This window comes from Flavobacterium tibetense, assembly GCF_003293845.1.
GTDB lineage: Bacteria > Bacteroidota > Bacteroidia > Flavobacteriales > Flavobacteriaceae > Flavobacterium > Flavobacterium tibetense.
The window spans coordinates 1-22,557 of sequence record NZ_QLST01000003.1; the positions used below are offsets into that span (position 1 = coordinate 1).

A 22,557-nucleotide genomic window follows, 5' to 3' on the forward strand; every position below is an offset into this window, starting at 1 on the left:
TAGTTAAATTGGAATTGGATTGACACGATTGTCACCCTGAGCGTTTGCCTGTTCCGACTTTTTCGGAATCGAAGGCTAATGAAAATGGATTGTAGCACAAAGTTTCACAAAGTTTTACATAGCGCCACACAGAGTTTTAATCTTTGCGACTTAGCGTCTTTGCGAGCAAAAATTCTCTTATGAACTTTTCAACGCAATCAAATTCAACTTAAAAAGCTTATATGACTTATATGGTTAATTTTGTGTTTTTAGTTTTTGAACGCTGATGATAAAGATTTTCTCTGCGACTGAAAACTGCGACTGAAAACTGATTTTTGTTTCAGGTTTCAAGTTTGAATTTGAACTTGTTTTTTGAACTTGTCCTTGTTCTTGATTCTTTTGTTTTTTAAAAGACTTCATCGAATAAAGTTTGCTTGGTAATTAAAATAGTTTAATTTTGAAAAGTTAAAACGTGAAAGTCCTAAAAGATGAATAAAACAAGTTATTCCGAGGAAGAATGGTTGTATGAAATTACCCCAAAAAACAAATTCTTTTCCCTTAATTTAAAAGAAGTTTGGCGTTATCGCGACTTGTTGCTTTTGTTTGTAAAACGTGATATTGTAACGGTGTATAAACAAACGGTTTTAGGGCCACTTTGGTATTTGATTCAGCCTTTGTTTACTTCTATTACATTTACTATTATTTTTAATAATGTAGCAGGGATTTCAACAGGAAGTATTCCTCCATTTTTATTCAACTTGGCTGGAATTATGGTGTGGAATTATTTTACTTCTTGCTTAACATCAACTTCAGATACGTTTAGGGCCAATGCTGGAATTTTCGGAAAAGTATATTTTCCAAGGTTAATTGTGCCAATTTCGGTAGTGATTTCTAATTTAGTGAAGTTCCTTATCCAATTTAGCATTTTTGTTGCTTTTTACATTTATTATGTAAGTACAGGAACAGTAATTGATTTAAATGGAACCGTTTTATTATTCCCGATTTTGATTATTGTAATGGGAATTTTAGGGTTAGGTTTGGGAATGTTAATTTCATCCTTAGTAACCAAATACCGTGATTTCTCTTATTTGATTGGTTTTGGTGTGCAATTGTTGATGTATTTATCAGCAGTAATGTACCCAATGGCATTGATTAAAGAAAAAATGCCGAACTTAGCTTGGCTGGTTCAGTACAACCCATTGGCGTATATTATAGAAACGTCTCGTTATATGTTGTTAGGTATTGGTGATGTGTCACTATTTGGGGTTTTGTATGTAGTTGGAATAACCGGTTTTATATTTCTTTTCGGATTATTGATTTTTAATAAGACAGAGAAGAGTTTTATTGATACGGTTTAGTGTGGTGATGGGTGATAGGTGATGGGTGATGGGTGACGAGGAGACTGGGGATTGAGAGATTGGCACGCGGATGAAACGGGTTCTTCGAAGCGCGGATGATGACGGATTTTTTACAAGTTTGAAGTTGATTTTTGGAGTTGATTTTGAATTATTGTCACTCTGAGCTTGTCGAAGACTAATGAAAATATATTGTAGCACAAAGTCTCGCAAAGTTTTTACTTCGTCAGTTCGCTATGGCTCGGGTCACAGAGTAACACGGAGTTTTTTTGAAGTGGATTGTGCTGAGAGAGTTACAGAGGCGTTTTACTTTTTAAGAGAGCGAAACAGATAAAAGATTTTTTAAATTGTTGTAATTTCTTAAATCAGTGTTCCTAAAATAGTTAAATTGAAATTGGATTGACACGATTGTCACTCTGAGCTTGTCGAAGACTAATGAAAAGATAACTTCATTTAGCCAAGTCTGACAAAGCAGAATAAAAAATAAAAATGAGTAAAAAAGATATCATATTAAAAGCAGAAAATATTTCCAAACAATACCGCTTAGGGGTTGTAGGTACGGGCACTTTGAGTCACGATGTAAATCGTTGGTGGCATAAAGTACGTGGCAAAGAAGATCCTTATTTGAAAGTAGGAGAAGCTAATGACCGAACTACTAAAGGAACTAGCGAGTACGTTTGGGCATTGCAAGATATTAATTTTGAAGTAGAGCGTGGTGAAGTATTAGGGATTATTGGTAAAAATGGCGCAGGAAAATCTACTTTATTAAAAATCTTATCCAAAGTTACAGCGCCAACAACTGGAAGTATCAAAACACGTGGTCGTATTGCTTCTTTGTTAGAAGTAGGAACTGGTTTTCATCCTGAATTAACAGGAAGAGAAAATGTGTATTTGAATGGGGCTATTTTGGGAATGACCAAAAAAGAAATCACTGCTAAATTAGACGAAATTATCGCATTTAGTGGTTGCGAACGTTACATTGACACACCAACTAAACGTTACAGCAGTGGAATGACCGTTCGTTTGGCTTTTGCGGTAGCTGCTTTTTTAGAACCTGAAATTTTAGTAGTAGATGAGGTTTTGGCTGTTGGTGATGCCGAGTTTCAAAAGAAAGCTATTGGCAAAATGCAAGATATTTCAAAAGGTGATGGAAGAACCGTTTTGTTTGTGAGTCACAATATGTCAACGATTAATAGTTTATGCAAAAATTCTATTATGCTTGAAAATGGTAGAATTTTCAAAACGGGTCCGACTAGTGAAATAATACCTTACTATTTATCATCTTCACAGAGCGAAGCAATGATTTCAATGGTTATCTATGAAAATGATAATCTGAAGAAATTACAAATCGTAGAAGCAAAATTGATTGATAATTCTGGAGAATTAATTTCTGATGGAATCGTTTCAACAAGTCAAGATTTTTTCTTTGAGGTCGTTTATAACTTTAAAGAGGTTATGCCTAAATGTCATTTGACTTACATAATTAAAAACTCTCTTGGGGAAGTTGTTTTATTTGTAGATAGAACTGATTTTTATAAAGAGTATTTTGTGGCAGAAGCCAAAACCTACAAATCGGTAATCAAAATTCAAAATCCGTTATTAAAGCCAGGTGTTTATTATGTTAGTTTAGGTCTTGCTGACCAATATTCAAATTTAAATGATCATAAATTTGATGTTTTGAAATTTAAAATTGAAGATTTAGATTCTATTAGATCTTCAAGACAAGGGGATTTATTTTTACCTACTGAATGGGAAATGAAAATGATGTAAAAATGGTAAAACTACTATCTAACATACTCGTTAAGTTAATTATGAAAGCTGATTCATCTAATTTGATACAACTTTATAATAAGTTGAGTAAATTAAATTCAGAAAATAATTATTTTGTTTGCAGAAAAAAATATGATTTGTCGGAAACTTTTAGATTTAACGGTAAGGATATTATGTTTTATGGAGAAGGTAAAATCTTCTGTGGAGACAATTCCTATATTGGTAATTTATCAACCGTTCAAGCATCAAAAGATTGTTTTGTAAAAATAGGGACTAATACGTCTATATCTCATAATGTAAGAATCTACACGTCGTCTAATGATGCTAATCAGGATATGAATTCTACTAATGAGAAAAATAAAATTTTTGGAAATGTAACCATTGGTGATGGTGTTTGGATTGGAGCAAACGTGTTTATAAATCCAGGAATTACAATTGGTGATAATGTTGTTGTGGGAGCTAATTCTGTGGTAACAAAAGATTTAGAATCCTATGGCATTTATGGAGGCGTACCAGCTAAACTAATTAGACAGAAAGACTATGAATAAATCAATCGCTTTTTTTATTCAAGCTAGAACAGGTTCTACTCGTTTACCTAATAAAGTGCTATTGCCTTTTGATGAAAATATTTATTTATAATGAGATAAATTTAATAAAATGAATATACTAGAGCTAATAGGGAGAAAAGAGACTTTGTTTGATAAAGATGTTTTTCAATATGAAAATGAATTATCTTTTTTAGTTTCAAAGTCTAAATTCTTAGTGCTTGGTGGTGCGGGTTCTATTGGTCAAGCTGTAACTCAAGAAATTTTCAAACGCAAACCCAAAACGCTTCATGTAGTAGATATATCAGAAAACAACTTGGTTGAATTAGTTAGAGATATTAGAAGTTCTTTTGGTTATATTGATGGCGATTTTCAAACATTTGCTTTAGATATTGGATCAATAGAATACGATGCTTTTATTGAGAATTCTTGTAGTTATGATTATGTACTGAATCTTTCTGCTTTAAAACATGTAAGAAGTGAAAAAGACCCATACACTCTTATGCGAATGATTGAGGTAAATGTATTTAATACCGAGAAAACCATTCGTCAATCTATAGTTAAGGGAGCAAAGAAATATTTTTGTGTTTCAACTGATAAAGCGGCAAATCCAGTTAATATGATGGGTGCATCAAAACGTATTATGGAAATGTACTTAATGAAATATAGTAGAGATATTTCTATTTCTACAGCACGTTTTGCTAATGTAGCTTTCTCGGATGGTTCTCTTTTACACGGATTTAATCAACGAATACAAAAAAAACAGCCGATTGTTGCGCCAAGTGATATAAAGCGATATTTTGTGATTCCTCAAGAGGCAGGAGAATTATGCTTAATGTCTTGTTTGTTGGGGGAAAATAGAGATATTTTCTTTCCTAAATTGAGTGAGAGTTTGCATCTTATCACTTTTGCAAATATTGCTGTGAAGTATTTAGAACAGCTAGGATATAAGCCTTTCTTATGCAAGTCAGAAGAAGAGGCAAGAAGTTTTAATTATGATAAAAATTCTTATCGTTGGCCTTGTTTATTTGTAGATAGTGATACCACAGGAGAGAAAGACTTTGAAGAGTTTTTTACAGAAAAAGAACAATTGGATTTAGAAACTTTTGTTAACTTAGGTGTGATAAAAAATGAATTAATTTTAGAGGAAGATAAGATAAATCATTTTAGTAAAACTATTAGTGAAATGAGAAAAACAAAAAAATGGACTAAAATAGAATTGGTAGAGTTATTTAATGATATGATATCTAATTTTGGACATAAAGAAACAAATAAGTACTTAGATGCTAAAATGTAAATGAATAATACTAAAGTCATATCTCACATTAGAGAAATTTTCAATACTTCTGAAAATTTTATCCCATTACATGCGCCAATGTTTAAAGGTAATGAGAAAGCTTATTTAGAAAATTGTATTGATACTACGTTTGTTTCAAGTGTAGGAAAATATGTAGATGGATTTGAACAAAAATTGCAAACTTATACAAGTATTAAAAAGGCTGTTGTTTGTGTAAATGGCACTAATTCAATTCATCTTTGCTTAGAAATAGTAGGAGTTAAGCCAGGGGATGAAGTTATTACACAAGCGCTTACGTTTATTGCTACAGCCAATGCTATTTGCTATGCACAAGCAAAACCTGTTTTTGTTGATGTAGACAAAGATACGATGGGTATGTCACCTAATGCCTTACAGCATTTTTTAGAAAATAATACTGAAATTCGCAATGATGAATGTTACAATAAAACGAGTGGTAATAGGATTAAAGCTTGTTTGCCAATGCACACCTTTGGTCACGCATGTAGGATAAAAGAAATTGCAATAATTTGCTCAAAATATAACATTGAATTAGTTGAGGATGCTGCTGAAGCAATGGGTTCATTTTATGAGGGAAGACATTTAGGTAATTTTGGAAAGATGGCTGCTATTAGCTTTAATGGTAACAAAATAATGACCACAGGTGGTGGTGGTGCTATTTTGACTAATGATGAGAGTTTAGCAAAAAAGGCTAAGTACCTAACCACACAGGCCAAAGTGCCTCATCCATGGGAATACTCACATGATGAGATAGGGTATAATTATAGAATGCCCAATATTAATGCAGCTTTAGGATTAGCACAAATGGAACAATTGGATTTTTTTTTAGAGAGGAAACGAGTCTTAGCAATGAATTATAAAGCCTTTTTTGAAAGTGAAAACATTGTGTTTTTTGACGAAAGACCTGGTGAAAAATGTAATTTTTGGTTAAATGCTATAATTTTAAAAAATAGAGAAGAGCGAGAGGAGTTTTTAAAGAAAACTAATGAAAAAGGAGTAATGACTCGTCCTATTTGGACATTAATGAGTAAATTGCCTATGTTTAAAAATTGCCAACACGATGGGTTACAAAACTCTGAATGGCTAGAAGAAAGAGTTGTGAATATACCAAGCAGTGTGATATGAGCGAAGATAAAAAACGAATAGTACTTATTGGAGGAGGAGGACATTGTCTTTCAGTTATAGACGTTGTTGAGCAACAAGGAAAATATAACATTTTAGGAATTTTAGACTCAAATCCAAACGTAAAAACGTTATTGGGTTATCCAGTTTTGGGAGGTGATGAACTCATACCTGAAATGGCATCACAAGGTGTCTTCTTTTTAATAACAGTTGGACAAATAAAATCAGTTGAATTAAGAAAAAAAATAGCAAATATTTTAGATAAAAACAATGCACAATTGGCAAAAGTAATTTCGCCTTTAAGTTATGTGTCAAAACACGCTAAAATAAAAGATGGAACTATTATTATGCATCATGCTTTAGTGAATGCTATGGCAAAAGTGGGTAAACATTGTATCATTAATTCCAAAGCCGATATTGAGCATGGAGTTGTTATTGAAGATTTTTGTCATATTTCAACTGCTGCAGTTGTAAATGGTGATGCCAAAGTGGGTAAAGAAACTTTTATAGGTAGTAATGCTGTCTTAGCCCAAAGTATTGAGGTTAAATCAAATTCAGTAATAGGAGCAGGAACATTTGTAAAATGAAAAAAACACTCATCATAGCCGAAGCAGGTGTTAATCATAATGGTGACCTAAAACTTGCAAAAAAATTAATAGATGTAGCAGCGGGAGCTGGTGTAGATTATGTGAAATTTCAAACTTTTAAAGCAGAAAAACTAGTAACAAAAGTAGCAAAAAAAGCGACTTACCAAAATGCTAGTATTGGAGATGATGAATCTCAATTTGAAATGTTAAAGAAACTTGAGTTAAATGTTGATCAACACAATGAACTCATATTATATTGTAAACAAAAAAACATCAAATTTCTGTCTACTGCATTTGATTTAGAAAGTATGGATTATTTAAGTACTTTGGGAATAGTACTTGCTAAAATTCCTTCAGGGGAGATAACGAACCTTCCTTATCTCAAAAAAGTCGCAAAGCTATTCCCAAATATTATTTTATCGACAGGAATGGCAAGCCTTCAAGAAGTAAAATCTGCTTATAAAGTCTTAATAGACAATGGAGCATTACATGATAATATTGTAATTTTACATTGTAATACTGAATACCCTACACCAATGGAGGATGTTAATCTTTTAGCAATGAACCATATTAAAAAAGAATTAGGTATAAATGTAGGTTATTCAGATCATACTTTGGGAATAGAAGTGCCTATAGCCGCGGTGGCTTTGGGTGCGTGTGTTATAGAAAAACATTTTACGTTAGATCGAACATTACCTGGTCCAGACCATGCAGCTTCTTTAGAGCCAAACGAGTTAAAAGCCATGGTCAAAGCTATTAGGAATATAGAAAAAGCAATTGGAAGTTCTGGGTTAAAAGAGCCTAGTGCATCAGAGGCTAAGAATAAATTTATAGTTAGAAAAAGTATTGTGGCCATAACTTTTATTAAAAAAGGTGGTATATTCACTGAAGAAAATATTGGTATCAAAAGACCTGGAACAGGTGTTTCTCCTATGAAATGGGATGAAGTAATTGGAAAAATAGCAATAAAAGATTTTGAAGAAGATGAATTAATAAGATTATAGATGAAAAGAAAAATAGCCATAGTAACAGGAACTCGTGCTGAGTATGGTTTACTTAAGCCACTTATTAAGGCAATAAACAATAATGTTGATTTTGAATTGCAATTAATAGCTTGTGCTATGCATTTATCTCCTGAGTTTGGTAAAACCATTAAGGAAATTGAGAAAGATGGTTTTTATGTTAACAAAAAAATAGAATGTTTATTGAGTTCTGACTCAGCTGTTGGAATTTCAAAATCTATTGGATTGGCTAATATTAGTTTTGCCGATGCTTTTGATGATTTAAAATCAGATTTAATCATACTTTTGGGTGACAGAACAGAAATTTTGGCTGCTGCAACTACTGCTTTGATTTTTGGAATTCCAATAGCACACATACACGGAGGAGAAAATACAGAAGGAGCCTATGATGAAGCTATAAGACATGCCATTACAAAAATGAGTCATTTACACTTTGCTAGTACAGATGTGCACAAACAACGTATTATTCAACTTGGCGAACAACCAGCAATGGTGTTTAATGTGGGTGCTATCGGTTTAGATTCGATTAAAAAGTTAAAACTTCTTTCAAAAGTAGATTTTGAACAATCAATTAAAAGAAAATTGCAAAAACAAAACATTTTAATTACCTACCATCCAGTGACGCAAGAAAAAGCTACAGCATCACATCAATTTGAACAAATTTTAAGAGCACTTGATAAATTAGACGATACTTTACTGATTTTTACACATGCTAATTCAGATAGAGATGGTCGAATAATTAATGAAATGATATGCCAATATGTACAAGCCAATTCAAATAAAGCATGTGAATTTAAATCTCTAGGACAGTTACTATATTTATCTGCTTTACAATATGTTGATGTTGTTGTTGGTAACTCTTCTAGTGGAATAATTGAAGTTCCTTATTTTAAAAAGCCCACAATTAATATTGGAGATAGACAAAAAGGAAGAGTGAAATCAGATAGTATTATTGATGTTGATAATAAAGAAAGAGAAATTCAAAAAGCTTTAGAAATGTCTTTTTCTAGAGATTTTAAAGAAAAATGTCTTTTAGTAAAACAGTTATATGGTAATGGTGATACAACAGAACAGATTTTATCAGTCATATCTTCAACAACAGAAATAAATCTTAAAAAGCCCTTTTTTGATTTTCCTTTAGATAAAAAATTATGATTAAACTAGAACATATTACTATACATAAAAATAAAACCCTTCTAGAAGGATTGGAATTACTCAATAAAATTTTATATGTCGAAAATATTAGCCGTCTAATTCTTTTTGTTATAGATGACAACAAAGCTGTAATTGGCACTATAACCGATGGCGATATCAGACGCGCTTTGGTTAAATCTAAAAGTTTAGATGTAAAAATCGGCACGATATGTAATAAAGATTTTCATTTTGAGTGGTACACAAATGGATATATTGATTTATCTAAATATAGGAAAATTGATATAAAAATCATACCTCTTTTGAATAAGGAAAAATGTTTAGTAGATATTATTGATGTTTCTAAACAGCAGGCTAGCTTACCTTTGGAATGTGTAATAATGGCAGGAGGAAGAGGAAAACGATTAAGTCCTTTTACAGATAGTTTACCCAAACCAATGTTGCCTTTAGGGGATAAAACAATTATAGAACATAACATTGACAGATTGATTAGTTTTGGAATAAAAAAAATTTATATTTCAATAAATTATCTAGGTGAAATAATAGAGGCTAATTTTGGTGATGGTTCTTCCAAAGGAATTGACATTGAATATATAAGAGAAGATGAGCCTTTAGGAACCGCTGGTGCTCTGACTTTAGTTGACAATTATAAATCGGAACATTTACTTTTAATGAATAGCGATTTGTTTACTGATGTAAATTTTGAAGATTTGTATTTAGATTTGGTCAATAATAATGCAGATATGGTTGTGGCTTCTACTCAATATAAAGTTGACGTTCCATTTGCAATTTTTGAAACAGAAGCAAGACAAGTAAAAAGTTTTAAAGAGAAACCTTCATATATTTATCATTCTAATGCTGGTATTTATATGTTTAAAACAGCTTTGATTAGCAAAATACCAAAAAATCAATTTTATAATATAACTGATTTAATGGAAGAATTAGTTAATGAAGGGGCAAAACTAATTCATAACCCAATTTTAGGTTATTGGATGGACATAGGAACTCCATCAGATTACAAAAGAGCACAAGAATTTATAAAACATTTTAGTTAATGATTGCAATTATTCCAGCACGAGGAGGATCCAAAGGACTGCCAAATAAAAACATTAAAATATTAAATGGGCTACCTTTGATTGCACATACAATCCTTGCTGCTAAAAAAGCAAAAAATATTTCAAGAGTAATTATAAGTACAGATAATTATGAAATTGCAACAGTTGCCAAAGATTTTGGTGCTGAAGTACCTTTCATGCGTCCAGAGCATTTAGCTACTGATACATCTTTAGCAATAGATGCTTATGAGTACACTATCAATAGACTTGAAGCCAACGATGGAATTTCTATAAATAACTTTGTGGTTTTACAACCTACAAGTCCTTTAAGGACTTGTGAAGATATAGATTCTGCGATAGCGTTATTTAAACAAAAAAAGGCGTTTTCGGTTATTAGTTTTTGTAAGGAGCATCACCCAATAAGTTGGCACAAGTACATAGATACAGATGGTAAAATATCATCTGTTTTTGAAGATAAGTTACAAAACAGACAAGATATTCAACCTACTTATTTTCCAAATGGAGCTATTTACGTTATGAACAGAAAAGTTTTTGAAACTAGAAATTATTATAGTGATGACACTTATGCTTTTATTATGGATAGAATGAATTCGGTAGATATAGATACGATTGATGACTTTTTATATGCAGAATTTTTAATGCTTAACCATAAATTTATATAAGTCAAGTTTAAATCTGAAAAACTAAAACAGCATAATTTTATTATGATAAAAAACCGAGTTGATATAAAAAACTTTATCATTAAAATAGAACGCGATTTTTCCGTTAATGAATGGCAAGTCAACGGTATTCATTTATGGCCAACACTAAGAATAAAGTTATATTTTTATCTCATTAATAAAATTGAGTTTGAGGCTAAAGTTTTACCGAATCAACCGTATGCTTCAAACCAAACCATTTCACCTATTCGTAAGTTGCTTTATCGTTTCAAGCGAAAGGTAAAACAATTAAATACTATTTATAATTATTTACTTTGGAAGACTAAATTACCACAAAAAAACTATTTGTTTTTAGGAGGCGATGTGCATCGGGTTGCTCATGAAAACTCCCGATTCAATCGTTTTTTTGATGTACTTATCGATAAGTACGGTATTCAAGAGCAATCGTTGTATTTGGAATATGGAAATCAAATCGTAAAAAATCAGTACCATTCTGAGCGCGTACTTTTTTATGAACCGATTTTTGTGGGTTATAAACTTTTGCATCGTACTTCCAAAAGTGAAGTTGTTTTTAAATGGAATGGATTTGCTGAATTCAAGAGTTTTTTGACTCAAAATGAAATGACAAAAGATTTTATTCAGAATAACGACGTATCAAATTTAGAATATTGGGCAAGAGAACTTTTTTTACCAAAAATTGCATTTTTTAAAACGGTATTGCAAAAAATTCAACCCAAACAAATTCATTTTTTGTGTTATTATTCCGAATTCAATTATGCGTTATTGGTAGCTGCTAATCAAGCAAAAATTACAACGGTTGAAATGCAACACGGTCCACAAACCGATATTCATTTGTCTTATGGTAGTTGGACTACAATTCCCGAAACAGGTTATGATGTGCTTCCAAGAGTTTTTTGGAATTGGGACGAAAGTAGCGCCAACGTTTTAAAGAAATGGATGCAATCAAATCCTAATTACGAAGTAAAAGTCATTGGAAATCCGTGGCTAGATTATTGGAAAACCAAGAGTCAAGCCTATCCTCATAAAGATTTTATTTTATACAGTTTACAACCCAATCCGATTACTTTAGATCAATTGTTTACGCTACAACTATTAGAATGTATACGTTCTGGAGAAGAAATTTGGTTTATTCGCTTGCATCCTAGACAAATGCATGAAATGGATACTATTGTTACGTTATTAGCAAAGGAAAATCTTTCAGCTAAAGTAAATATTACAGCAGCGACTCAAGATCCATTACCACAATTGTTAGCCAATGCCAAATTGCATGTAACTCATTCTTCAGGAACGGCTATTGAAGCTACCTTTTTTGGATTAAAAACGGTTTTACTTAATGAAATAGGTTTGGTTTCGTTTCCTGAATTATTAGCTAAAAATCAAGCCATTTATATCGATTATTTGTCGGAAGACTTTGCTTCAAAATTTAAAAGCTACTTGGCGGGACTTGATAAACCTGAAAATAATACTATATTTGAACAACCAATCATTTCCAATTTATTTCCTTAACATGTTTGCCATTAAGCGTAAAATAATTAATTACCTCAAAAGAACGATTAGCGCTAGTAATACTATTGCTAAAAGTGCTGTTTTGAAGCCTAATGTTAAGGTTACAGGTTCTTATATTGCTAGTCAAGTAACTATTGGAGAAAACACCAAAGTACTTCAATCGGAATTAAAAGGAAATTGCACCATCGGTTCTAATTCATTAGTCGATACGGTTCACATCACAGGAAATTTTAGCGCTAAAGAAAATTGTAAATTGTACCATTGTCAATTAGAAGGGACTGTTCAATTAGGAAGATTTACTTCTTTGTGGGGGCCTAATTTAGATATAAAAACAAACAACGAACGTGTAGTTATTGGTAACTTTTGTTCTATTGCGAGAAATGTTTCCATTCAATCCTATAATCATAACCATAAAAAAATCACTTCCTATTTCATAGGACAAAATTTTTTCAAAGAAAAGTGGGAAAATGAAAACGTATCCAAAGGAGATGTAGTAATTGGAAACGATGTTTGGATTGGTGCTCATAGTGTAATTTTAGGAGGTGTTACCATACATAATGGAGCAGTTGTGGCAGCTAATTCAGTTGTGAACAAAGATGTTCCGCCTTACAGTATTGTAGCAGGAACACCTGCAAAAGTGATAGGCTATCGTTTTGATGAAGCTACAATATCCAAATTATTAGCGTTGGAATGGTGGAATTGGTCTGAGGAGAAAATAAACAAAAATAAGTCACTTTTTATTAACGAACTTCAATCAGATTTTGAATCTTTACTTGTTGATTAACATTTGAATCACTTTATATAAATGCATCCTTTAGTTTCCATAATCATTCCCACTTACAACCGTGCTCATTTAATTGGAGAGACGTTAGATAGTGTATTGGAACAAACTTATACGAATTGGGAATGTATTGTTGTAGATGATGGTTCGGCGGATGATACAGAAACTGTTGTTATAGATTATGTGAAGAGGGATTCCAGATTTCAATTTCATAAGCGACTTGAAAAGTATCAATCAGGTGGAAATGGCGCTAGAAATTATGGCTTTGATGTAAGTAAAGGTGAATATGTAAATTGGTTTGATAGCGATGATTTGATGCTGCCAGATGCTATACAAAGTAAATTGGATGCATTTGAGGAAAATATCGATTTTGTTATTGGGAATTCATTAAACTTTGATGAAGAAGGTGTTATTTCAAGACCTTATGAGTTGGATTATACAATTCCAATTTCAGCCGAAAGTTTTATTAATCAAACCATTGGATGGATAACCAATGATGTTTTAGTAAAAAGGGAAGTTGTCCAAATTCGCTTTAATGAGCAATTAAAGTCGGGACAGGAATATAATTTTTTTTCTAGATTGTTATTTATCACTAATAGAGGAAAATATCTAAAAAAAGATGTTTCAAAAAGAAGAATTCATAAAGGTTCTATTCAGGTGAAATTAAGTTCGTCAAAACAGAAAACACTCCAACTTTTAGCGAATGAAATATTCCTATGGAATGATATTAAGGAAAAGGCAAATAGGAATATAAAAAGTAGAATTTTAAAAAGAATTATCAGGTTTTCATCTGAAACAACAGCTACCTTTTCTTTGCCAAACTATTTAGTTAGTATAGAGAGAACTTTATTTTTTTCTTTTCGATGGAATGTTTTTATTTGTTTTAATTTTTGGATGCTGTCCAATTTAATTACAGGGAAAGGCTATTTTTTTATAAAGAAGGCGTACAAAATATTAAATTAGAATTTTTTAATAAAGCATAACATGAGTTTGAACAGTATTCAAAATATACAACCTAAAGTTTCCATTGTTATACCTTGTTATAATGATGGTTTGTATATTGAAGAAGCTGTTTCCTCTGCTTTAAATCAAACTTATCCTAACATAGAAGTTATTGTAGTAGATGATGGCTCTAATACGGAAACGAAAGCTGTTTTAAAGAAAATCGAACCCAAGATTTCTCAATTAATCACGCAAGAAAATCAAGGGCAAAGCACCGCAAGAAATGTTGGTATAAATGCCGCAAATGGTGAGTTTATTTTGGTTTTGGATAGCGATGATTATTTTGAGTCTAGTTTTTGCGAAGAAGCTGTTGCGGTTTTTAGTTCAGATGCCTCAATTAAAATAGTGACTTGCCAAGCCACATTGCTTTTTTTAGATAATAAAAAGGAACTTTATATTCCAAATGGTGGTGATATAAAGAGTTTTATCTATGGAAATTGTGCTTTAGGAACTTCCATGTTTAAAAAGGAAGATTGGAAAAGAGCTAGTGGTTATGACGAAACCATGAGAAGTGGATTTGAAGATTGGGAATTTTTTATTCGCTTGCTTAAATCGGGTGGAATTGCGTTTGTAATTCAAAAACCACTTTATACTTACCGTAAAAGAGAAACTTCTACAACAACTAGGGCAAATAAAGCACGATACGATTTACTACATTTTATATTTACCAAACATAAAGACTTGTACGTTTCAGATTTTGAAAATTTCACTACTTTTCTTTTGGATAAAATACAAAAAGTAGAAACGACCAATCAGAATTTCAAAGAGAGAATAGATTATAAAATAGGTGCCGTAATCTTAAAGCCTTTACGTTTCATAAAATCTCTTTTCAAATGAAACCAGTAATAACCATCATTATGGCGACCTACAATAGAGCGCATTTTATTGTAGAAACTTTACTTTCTATCCAAAAACAGACTTTTGGAGAATGGGAGTGTTTAATTATTGATGATGGTGGTACAGATAATACACATGAAGTTATAGCTCCGATTCTTGAAAAAGATACTAGATTCCAATTTTTAAAACGTCCCGATACTTATTTAAAAGGATTGCCAGGTTCTAGGAATTATGGGTTGGATTTAGCTAAAGGTGATTTTATTATTTTCTTTGATGATGATGATGTTGTCCATCCGGATAATTTAAAAACTGGTTTGGCTGTTGTTCAAAATGAAAAAGTGGCTTTTTGTCATTATCAAAAACAAGCTTTTGAAATTGAAATTCCCAATTTTGAATTTAATGAACCTAAAATCAAACAAGCACTTAATCAATCTCATTTATACGATATCATTACGCATAAAATAGGTCTGGCATCTTGCACGGTTTTGTGGAACAAGAAATGTTTTGAAACGATTCGATTCAAGGAAGAATTATTATATGCAGAAGAATGGGAATGTTATACTCGAATTATCTCTAAAGGTTTTGAAGGTCTTAGTATTGAAAACGTGCTTTATTTTAACAGAAAACACCCCAATTCTAATACTGGAGAGTTTTTTAACAATAATCCAATTCGAAAAAAGTCTAATAGTGAAGCTATTTTATTGGTAGTTGTCAATTTGAAAGAGAAACAACTGTTAACCGATTCTATTCTTCGCTATTTCATTCAAATTGCTTTGGATTATAAAGAGTATCAATTATTTTCAGCAATAGTAGAAACGGCTCAATTGTCGGGATTTGGGAAAATAAAATGTCAATTTTTTTACACCTTTTTACCTGTAAGATTATATCTTTACAGCTTTAAGAAAAAACTATTTTCATGAGGATTCTACTTTGTTTTGGCACTCGTCCTGAAGCTATCAAAATGGCTCCACTATTTCATGAGTTAAAGAAACGCCCTTTTGAAGTAAAAGTTTGTGTTACTGCGCAGCATAGAGAAATGTTAGATCAAGTATTGGATTTTTTTGAAATACGTCCGGATTTTGATTTGGATTTGATGCAAAAAGGACAAAGTTTAAATCAGTTGAGTGCTCGCATACTTTCAAGTATAGATACAGTGTTGCATGATTTCCAACCCAATTTGGTTTTAGTTCACGGTGATACTACGACTTCTTCTATGGTGGCTTTAGCCGCTTTTCATAAAGGAATAAAAGTAGGACACGTGGAAGCTGGTTTGCGAACGTATAACAAATTATCACCTTTTCCAGAAGAAATTAATAGACAAATAACCGGTAAAATTGCCGATTATCATTTTGCACCCACTTCATGGGCTTCCGATAATCTTTTACAAGAAAAAGTAGCCAAAGAAAATATAGTAGTTACAGGTAATACTGTAATTGATGCTTTGCGATTAGGGATTTCCAAATTAGAAAGCGGTTATACTTGTGTCGATTTAAATATGGTAAAGCAGGTTGTAAATACTGCCAAAAAAGTGATTTTAATTACAGGTCATCGCAGAGAGAATTTTGGTGCAGGATTTGAAAACCTTTGTTTAGCTATTCGCCAAATTGCAACAATGGCACCTGATGTTCAAATTATCTATCCCGTTCATTTGAATCCGAATGTACAAGAGCCTGTGCAACGTATTTTGAGTGACATTTCTAATGTACACTTAATTCCGCCAGTTGATTATCCCGCTTTTTTATATTTGATGCAAAGCGCTTATTTCATTCTAACCGATTCGGGTGGTGTACAAGAAGAAGCACCGTCTTTAGGAAAACCCGTATTAGTTATGCGTGATACTACAGAAAGACCCGAAGCTATAGAAGCAGGCACGGTTGAATTGGTCGGTACTAATACAGCAACAATCGTTGCTGCTTGTTTGCGTTTGTTACAAGATAAAAATGAATATCATGTTAGAAGTCAAGCTCACAATCCTTATGGAGATGGGAAAGCTTCGGAGCGAATTTGTACCTTTATAGCCCAAATACAAGCTTAAAAATGAAGATTTTAGTTATAGTCGATTCCATAAATGTGAATGATAGCAGTGGTTCTAAAGCCAATGTAGCTCTAATTCAAAATTTGGCTGCTTGCGGATTTGAGGTTCGGGTGTTACATTATACCCAAAAAGAAATATCTTTAACTGGGATTACTTGTATTGTTATTCCAGAAAAAAAATGGAATTTCCTTTATTTATTGAGTAGAACGGAGCGACTTTTTACTAGACTAACTAAAATTAGTGTGAATGCCTCTTTAGAAAATTGGTTTGGTTTTTCCTTCACTTTTTTCAATGATTCCAATAGTATAGCTAAGGCAATACGAAAACAAAAAGATTTTCAACCCGATTTTGTTTTGACATTGAGTAAGGGCGCCAGTTTTCGTCCGCATCATGCAATGTTACAATTGCCAGAGCTTCATGATAAATGGATGGCTTATGTGCATGACCCTTATCCGTTTCATTTTTATCCAAGACCTTACAATTGGGTAGAACATGGCTACTATGAAAAACAAGAATTTTTTAGAGCGGTTTCAAAAAAAGCAAAGTATAGTGCTTTTCCAAGTCAATTGTTGCAAGAATGGATGGGAAGTTATTTTCCTGATTTTTTAAGAACAGGAGTCTTAATTCCACATCAAATTAGTGACTATCAGATTCAAGATACCACGTTTCCGTCTTTCTTTAATCCAGAAAAATTTTCATTGTTTCATGCAGGAAATTTAATGAAACAACGCGATCCTATTTTTTTAATTCAAGCATTTGAAAAGTTTTTAGATAACAATCCAGAAGCAAAAGAACAATCCCAATTAATTTTGGTAGGAGCACATGAGTATCATAAAGAAGCGTTGGAGTGCTATAAAAACCATTCTTCCGTTTTTATTGGAGAAAACATGCCTTTTGATGTGATTTTTAATGTGCAAAAACAGGCAAGTGTCAATATTATTTTAGAGTCTAAAGCTGAAATTAGTCCGTTTTTACCGGGTAAATTCCCACATTGTGTGGAAGCAAATAAACCGATATTATTGTTAAGTCCTTATTACAGTGAAACTAGAAGATTATTAGGCGAAGATTATCCGTATTGGTCGGAAGCAGATGATGTTTCTAAGTTGGAAGCGATTATTACAACTATGTATGCTACTTGGAAAGAGAAAAATGGTATATTTGAATTGAATCGTACGGATTTACTAGATTATTTGAGTGTAGAAAAATTAAAAGAAACGCTAACCACTTTACAATAACCATGGTTACTATCGTATATGCTTTTCGTAATCGCGATGTTTTGAGAGTTAAAGCTTCTTTAGATTCTTTGCAACAACAAACGCATTCCGATTTTAAAGTGGTTTTTGTTGATTATGGTTCTGAAACGAATTTAGCACTAGAAATTGAAAAATTAATAGGTAATTATAGTTTTGCTAATTATTATTACGTGCCTTCAACTACTTTACTTTGGAATAAAAGCAAAGCCCTTAATTATGGTATATCAAAAGCGATAACCCCCTTTATTTTTATTGCCGATGTTGATTTAATTTTTCATCAAGATACCGTTGCTTTATTTCATAAAATTGCTAATGCTGATAAAGCGATATTGTTTAAATTGGGTTATTTAACAAAGGAAGAATCTCAAAAAATAGAAACTCCAATTGCATTTGAAAGCCTTAAACCCAAACATTTTGGTTACGTAAATGGGATGGTTTTATGCTCAAAAAAAGCGTTAGAACAAATCAACGGATATGATACTTTTTTTCATTTCTACGGCTCAGAAGATGTAGATTTATATGTTAGATTAGAACATGCTGGAATTACAATTGAACAAAGAGAGGAAGCTTATTTCTTTCATAATTGGCATGTTATTTATAATTCCTATAACGATGAAGTAATGAGTAAAACGCCTCGTTTGTATAATGTAAAGAGAATTAATCAACAACATTATTTCTTTCATCAACAACATAAAATTATAGTACCTTTCAATCAAGAAGAATTTGGAACTGTAGTAAAAAAGGAAGACCAAGAGCAACTATTACAGCCAACCAAAATAGTTGAATTGCCTAATATTCATGCGGTTGTGCATCATTTTATTTGTGTGCAATTGCCTACATTTAAAAACGAAATTGTAAAAATCACTATTCAAGAGGATGCTTATTATCGTTCGTTAAAGCATTATTTGAAAAAGTTGTTAAAAAAGCAGTCTCAACCTTATGTTTCCATAAAGCAAGTTAATGATCTACTATTAACTGAAATCTTATATCGTTATAAACATCATAATTATGCTTATGAAATTTCTAATGATTTAAAAAAAGTTATCTTTACTATTAAACTATAAAAAAAGCATGAAGTTAATTCGAAAACTAGTTAATTACTTGAAGAATCGCAAGCGCAAGAAAGCGAATGAGATACGTATGAAAATGATTCAAGAAAATACTTTGAAATTAAAAGAGCAAAAGCAAAGTGATATTGCCCGTTGGAAAAATGATACCGAACTTTATGAAGATTGGAATGAACGTACTGCTATTTTAGGAAGTTATGTACAGCCAAGTGCAAAGGTGATTGAGTTTGGAGCTGGGAATATGTGTTTAAAATCAATTTTACCATCTAGCTGTGAATATACGCCATCAGATATTGTCAAAAGAAGTGAAAACACAATAGTTTGCGATTTAAATCAGCCTATTGCATTTGATTTGTCAAAATACGATACAGCTGTTTTTAGCGGAGTGTTAGAATATGTGTACGATATTGATACCGTTTTTAAACAAATAGAACCACATGTTCCACATGTGATTTTGTCTTACGCTTGTAGTGATGTTTGTAATCACAATAGATTGGTTCATGGTTGGTTAAGCGATTACACAAAAGAAGAAATTAGAGCTATTTTTTCAAAATATAATTATTCGGTTCTAAACGAACAGGAATGGCGCCAACAAACTATTTTTGAATTGAGAAAAAAGTAAAAGCTATGCTGAAGTCCAATACTATTCGTCTATTTTGGTGGAATGAAATTAAGATGATGCATAAAGCCAAAGAAAATTATGGCGATATGTTAGGTAAATATTTAGTGGAAAAAATTTCGTCGAAAAAGGTTACTTGGGTTTTTCCTAAACATTTTTCTATTTACAATTATTTCCAACCCATTTATGCTACTATTGGAAGTATTTTAGCTCATGTGAATGAAAATTGTATTGTTTGGGGAAGTGGCATTATTTCTCAAACAATTCCAGTAAAAAAAGCTAAATTTTTAGCAGTCCGTGGACCGCAAACGAGGAAATATTTGATTGGATTAGGTTATGATGTTCCCGAAGTTTATGGCGACCCAGCTTTGTTGTTACCCAATTATTATCATCCGGAAGTTGCTAAAAAATACAAATTTGGAATAGTGCCACATTACAATGATTATAAGGCAATGTCTCAATTGTATGTAAATCAGGATGATGTGTTGGTAATCGATTTGATGACTAACGATGTAGAAGCAGTAACGCGACAATTTTTACAATGTGAGAAAGTAGTTTCAACTTCTCTTCATGGAATTATAGTTTCTCATGCTTACCAAATTCCAGCTGTTTGGGTACAATTTTCAGATAAGTTATTTGGAGACGGAATCAAATTTCAAGATTACTTCGAGTCTGTAGAAATGCAATCGTATGTTCCTTCTATTAATTCAGAAAAAATGACGAATTCCGATATGGAACAACTTTTCGAAAGTTATCCTAGTCTTCCAAAAACGGAAAGAATAGAAGCGTTAAAAAATGGTTTAATGGCAGTTTGCCCTTTTGTGTAATTATGAATAAACCCTACTACATAGCCGAAATTGGACAAGCCCATGAAGGTAGCTTAGGCATTTTACATTCTTACATTGATGCTTTAGCTACAACGGGTGTAGATGCCGTGAAGTTTCAAATGCATATAGCTGCTGCCGAGAGTAGTCCCTACGAACCCTTTCGTGTCAAGTTTTCATATGAAGATGCCACACGATTCGATTATTGGAAACGAATGGAATTCACTTTGGAACAGTGGAAAGAAATCAAGCAACATTGCGATGCTGTAGGGCTTGATTTTATTTGTTCGCCTTTTAGTAATCTAGCAGTGGATTGGTTAGAAGAAATAGGGGTGAAGTATTATAAAATAGGTTCGGGAGAAGTTACTAATTTGTTGTTGTTAGAAAAAATTGCACAAACGGGCAAGCCTCTTATTTTGTCTTCAGGGATGAGCAGTTATACTGAATTGGATACTACGGTTGCTTTTTTAAGAGAAAAAAAGGTTTCTTTTTCTATTTTGCAATGCACCACATCCTATCCCACACAACCCGAACAATACGGATTCAATGTGATGCAAGAATTAAAAGAACGCTATCAAATACCCGTTGGGTTTTCTGATCATTCGGCTAAGATAGCTACTAATATTGCTGCTGTTGCTTTGGGTGCTGAGATTTTAGAGTTTCATGTGGTTTTCGACCGTCGAATGTTTGGTCCTGATGCAAAGTCTTCATTAACTATTGATGAAATCACACAATTGGTTACCGATTGTAATGCCATACACCAAGCAAAGCTACATCCTATAAACAAAAACGACAACTCCGCTTTTACCGAATTAAAAACCATTTTTGAAAAATCGCTTGCTGTAAATAAAGATTTACCCCAAGGACATATCCTTTCTTTCGCAGATTTAGAAGCAAAAAAACCAAAAGGTTACGGGATTGATGCCGCTAAATTTCAAGAAATTATTGGAAGAAAACTCAACAAAAACCTTAAGCAGTGGGATTTTTTGAATGAGGCGGATTTGGAGTAGTTGTGTAAATTTGTAATTCCACGATCTATAAGTCAAGCTGAGCTAGTTTATGCTGAGCTTTGTCGATGGAAACGAATTGTACTACAAAGGACTTCGACAAGCTCAGTCTGACATCGGAGTTAAATGATTTCAGTTTAAAAGGAGAGTTCTTTAAATATGTAATTCCACAATTGTCAAGCTGAGCTTGTCGAAGCCTAATGGAAACGAATTGTACTACTAAGGACTTCGACAGGCTCAGTCTGACATCGGAGTTAATCAGTTTCAATTGAAAAATAAGTTTTTTTAATTTTGTAATTCCACTATTGTCATCCTGAGCTTGTCGAAGGCTAATGAAAACAATTAAAGTTTACATCTTATGAAATTATTTTATGTTTATATCTTAAAATGTAAAGATGATTCTTTTTATACGGGAATCACTAATAGTATTGAGAGACGATTATATGAACACAATGTTGGAATTGATAAAGACGCTTATACCTATTCAAGAAGACCAGTTGAATTAGTTTGGTTTGAAATGTTTACAGATCCTACACAAGCTATTATGGTTGAAAAGAAAATTAAGGGATGGAGTAGAAGAAAGAAACAGGCCTTGATTGATGAAGATTGGGATAAGTTAGTAAGATACTCTAAGAATTATACTCAGTTCGGAAAAGAAGATTAGTGTTATAAATGACTTCGAAAGGCTCAGTCTGACATCGGAGTTAATCGGTTTCAGTTGAGATAATCAGTTTTTGAATGGTGCTACTAAGGACTTCGACAGGCTCAGTCTGACATCGGAGTTAATCAGTTTCAGTTGAAAAATAAGTTTTTTTAATTTTGTAATTCCACCATTGTCACTTCTAGCGCAGTCGAGAACTGATGAAAACAATCTCGATTCCGAAAAGCGGAACAGGCATTCGCTCGATTTGACAGAACAGTAGTTCTTTAGCTTTGTAATTCCAACTTTGTCACCCTGAGCGGAGTCGAAGGCTGCTGGAAATAATTTTGTATTTCAATATTTAAACTACCACAATTTCCATA

At 32.4% G+C, this 22,557-nt stretch carries 23 protein-coding genes; all 23 read left to right on the forward strand.

Features of this window, described 5'->3' with window-relative positions; genetic code table 11:
• Window positions 1–467 precede the first annotated feature (467 nt).
• The 23 genes from DPN68_RS02860 (at window position 468) to DPN68_RS02970 (ending at window position 22,198) form a co-directional block, all read left to right on the forward strand.
• Window positions 468–1,337, forward strand: a complete 870-nt coding sequence (locus tag DPN68_RS02860) for an ABC transporter permease (protein WP_113988092.1) — start codon at window positions 468–470, stop codon at window positions 1,335–1,337.
• A 486-nt stretch (window positions 1,338–1,823) separates the two neighbouring features.
• Window positions 1,824–3,104: an ABC transporter ATP-binding protein gene (locus DPN68_RS02865; RefSeq protein WP_113988093.1), complete on the forward strand. Its 1,281-nt coding sequence runs from the start codon at window positions 1,824–1,826 to the stop codon at window positions 3,102–3,104.
• Window positions 3,105–3,145: 41 nt separating this feature from the next.
• Window positions 3,146–3,652 (forward strand): acyltransferase, encoded by a 507-nt coding sequence (locus DPN68_RS02870; protein ID WP_113988337.1) that lies wholly within the window; start codon window positions 3,146–3,148, stop codon window positions 3,650–3,652.
• Window positions 3,645–3,743, forward strand: a complete 99-nt coding sequence (locus tag DPN68_RS02875) for a cytidylyltransferase domain-containing protein (RefSeq protein ID WP_204673657.1) — start codon at window positions 3,645–3,647, stop codon at window positions 3,741–3,743. The genes DPN68_RS02870 and DPN68_RS02875 overlap by 8 nt, the downstream gene beginning before the upstream one ends.
• Before the next feature lie 18 nt (window positions 3,744–3,761).
• A complete protein-coding gene (locus DPN68_RS02880) occupies window positions 3,762–4,946 on the forward strand; it encodes a UDP-N-acetylglucosamine 4,6-dehydratase (protein WP_113988094.1) in 1,185 nt (394 codons plus the stop codon).
• Complete coding sequence (locus DPN68_RS02885; RefSeq protein ID WP_113988095.1) at window positions 4,947–6,089, forward strand: LegC family aminotransferase; 1,143 nt, start codon at window positions 4,947–4,949, stop codon at window positions 6,087–6,089.
• Entirely contained in the window at window positions 6,086–6,673 is a 588-nt protein-coding gene (locus tag DPN68_RS02890; RefSeq protein ID WP_113988096.1) for a NeuD/PglB/VioB family sugar acetyltransferase, read from the forward strand. Before DPN68_RS02885 ends, DPN68_RS02890 begins: the two co-directional genes overlap by 4 nt.
• A complete protein-coding gene (gene neuB / locus DPN68_RS02895) occupies window positions 6,670–7,677 on the forward strand; it encodes an N-acetylneuraminate synthase (protein WP_113988097.1) in 1,008 nt (335 codons plus the stop codon). Before DPN68_RS02890 ends, neuB begins: the two co-directional genes overlap by 4 nt.
• Window positions 7,678–8,850: a UDP-N-acetylglucosamine 2-epimerase gene (neuC, locus tag DPN68_RS02900; RefSeq protein WP_113988098.1), complete on the forward strand. Its 1,173-nt coding sequence runs from the start codon at window positions 7,678–7,680 to the stop codon at window positions 8,848–8,850.
• Window positions 8,847–9,902, forward strand: a complete 1,056-nt coding sequence (locus DPN68_RS02905) for a nucleotidyltransferase family protein (RefSeq protein WP_113988099.1) — start codon at window positions 8,847–8,849, stop codon at window positions 9,900–9,902. The genes neuC and DPN68_RS02905 overlap by 4 nt, the downstream gene beginning before the upstream one ends.
• Window positions 9,902–10,585, forward strand: a complete 684-nt coding sequence (locus DPN68_RS02910) for an acylneuraminate cytidylyltransferase family protein (RefSeq protein WP_113988100.1) — start codon at window positions 9,902–9,904, stop codon at window positions 10,583–10,585. Before DPN68_RS02905 ends, DPN68_RS02910 begins: the two co-directional genes overlap by 1 nt.
• A gap of 42 nt (window positions 10,586–10,627) precedes the next feature.
• On the forward strand, window positions 10,628–12,109 hold the full coding sequence (locus DPN68_RS02915) for a hypothetical protein (RefSeq protein WP_113988101.1): 1,482 nt from the start codon (window positions 10,628–10,630) through the stop codon (window positions 12,107–12,109).
• 1 nt (window position 12,110) lies between these two features.
• Window positions 12,111–12,893, forward strand: a complete 783-nt coding sequence (locus tag DPN68_RS02920; RefSeq protein WP_113988102.1) for a xenobiotic acyltransferase family protein — start codon at window positions 12,111–12,113, stop codon at window positions 12,891–12,893.
• 21 nt (window positions 12,894–12,914) lie between these two features.
• Window positions 12,915–13,853, forward strand: coding sequence for a glycosyltransferase family 2 protein (locus DPN68_RS02925; RefSeq protein WP_113988103.1), 939 nt, complete (start codon window positions 12,915–12,917; stop codon window positions 13,851–13,853).
• A 21-nt stretch (window positions 13,854–13,874) separates the two neighbouring features.
• Window positions 13,875–14,729 carry a glycosyltransferase gene (locus DPN68_RS02930; protein WP_239986990.1) on the forward strand — a complete coding sequence of 285 codons (855 nt, stop codon included), beginning with the start codon at window positions 13,875–13,877 and terminating at the stop codon, window positions 14,727–14,729.
• Window positions 14,726–15,649 (forward strand): glycosyltransferase family 2 protein, encoded by a 924-nt coding sequence (locus tag DPN68_RS02935; RefSeq protein ID WP_113988104.1) that lies wholly within the window; start codon window positions 14,726–14,728, stop codon window positions 15,647–15,649. The genes DPN68_RS02930 and DPN68_RS02935 overlap by 4 nt, the downstream gene beginning before the upstream one ends.
• The gene (gene wecB / locus DPN68_RS02940; RefSeq protein WP_193477826.1) at window positions 15,646–16,764 is read left to right on the forward strand and encodes a non-hydrolyzing UDP-N-acetylglucosamine 2-epimerase; all 1,119 of its coding nucleotides are present in this window, start codon (window positions 15,646–15,648) and stop codon (window positions 16,762–16,764) included. The genes DPN68_RS02935 and wecB overlap by 4 nt, the downstream gene beginning before the upstream one ends.
• Before the next feature lie 2 nt (window positions 16,765–16,766).
• Entirely contained in the window at window positions 16,767–17,999 is a 1,233-nt protein-coding gene (locus tag DPN68_RS02945) for a glycosyltransferase family protein (protein WP_113988106.1), read from the forward strand.
• A gap of 2 nt (window positions 18,000–18,001) precedes the next feature.
• Complete coding sequence (locus DPN68_RS02950) at window positions 18,002–19,081, forward strand: glycosyltransferase family 2 protein (protein WP_113988107.1); 1,080 nt, start codon at window positions 18,002–18,004, stop codon at window positions 19,079–19,081.
• A 7-nt stretch (window positions 19,082–19,088) separates the two neighbouring features.
• The gene (locus tag DPN68_RS02955; protein ID WP_113988108.1) at window positions 19,089–19,706 is read left to right on the forward strand and encodes a methyltransferase domain-containing protein; all 618 of its coding nucleotides are present in this window, start codon (window positions 19,089–19,091) and stop codon (window positions 19,704–19,706) included.
• Between the two features lie 5 nt (window positions 19,707–19,711).
• Entirely contained in the window at window positions 19,712–20,530 is an 819-nt protein-coding gene (locus DPN68_RS02960) for a polysaccharide pyruvyl transferase family protein (protein ID WP_113988109.1), read from the forward strand.
• Window positions 20,531–20,532: 2 nt separating this feature from the next.
• Window positions 20,533–21,537, forward strand: coding sequence for an N-acetylneuraminate synthase family protein (locus DPN68_RS02965; RefSeq protein WP_113988110.1), 1,005 nt, complete (start codon window positions 20,533–20,535; stop codon window positions 21,535–21,537).
• A 355-nt stretch (window positions 21,538–21,892) separates the two neighbouring features.
• The gene (locus DPN68_RS02970; RefSeq protein ID WP_113988111.1) at window positions 21,893–22,198 is read left to right on the forward strand and encodes a GIY-YIG nuclease family protein; all 306 of its coding nucleotides are present in this window, start codon (window positions 21,893–21,895) and stop codon (window positions 22,196–22,198) included.
• Window positions 22,199–22,557 lie beyond the last annotated feature (359 nt).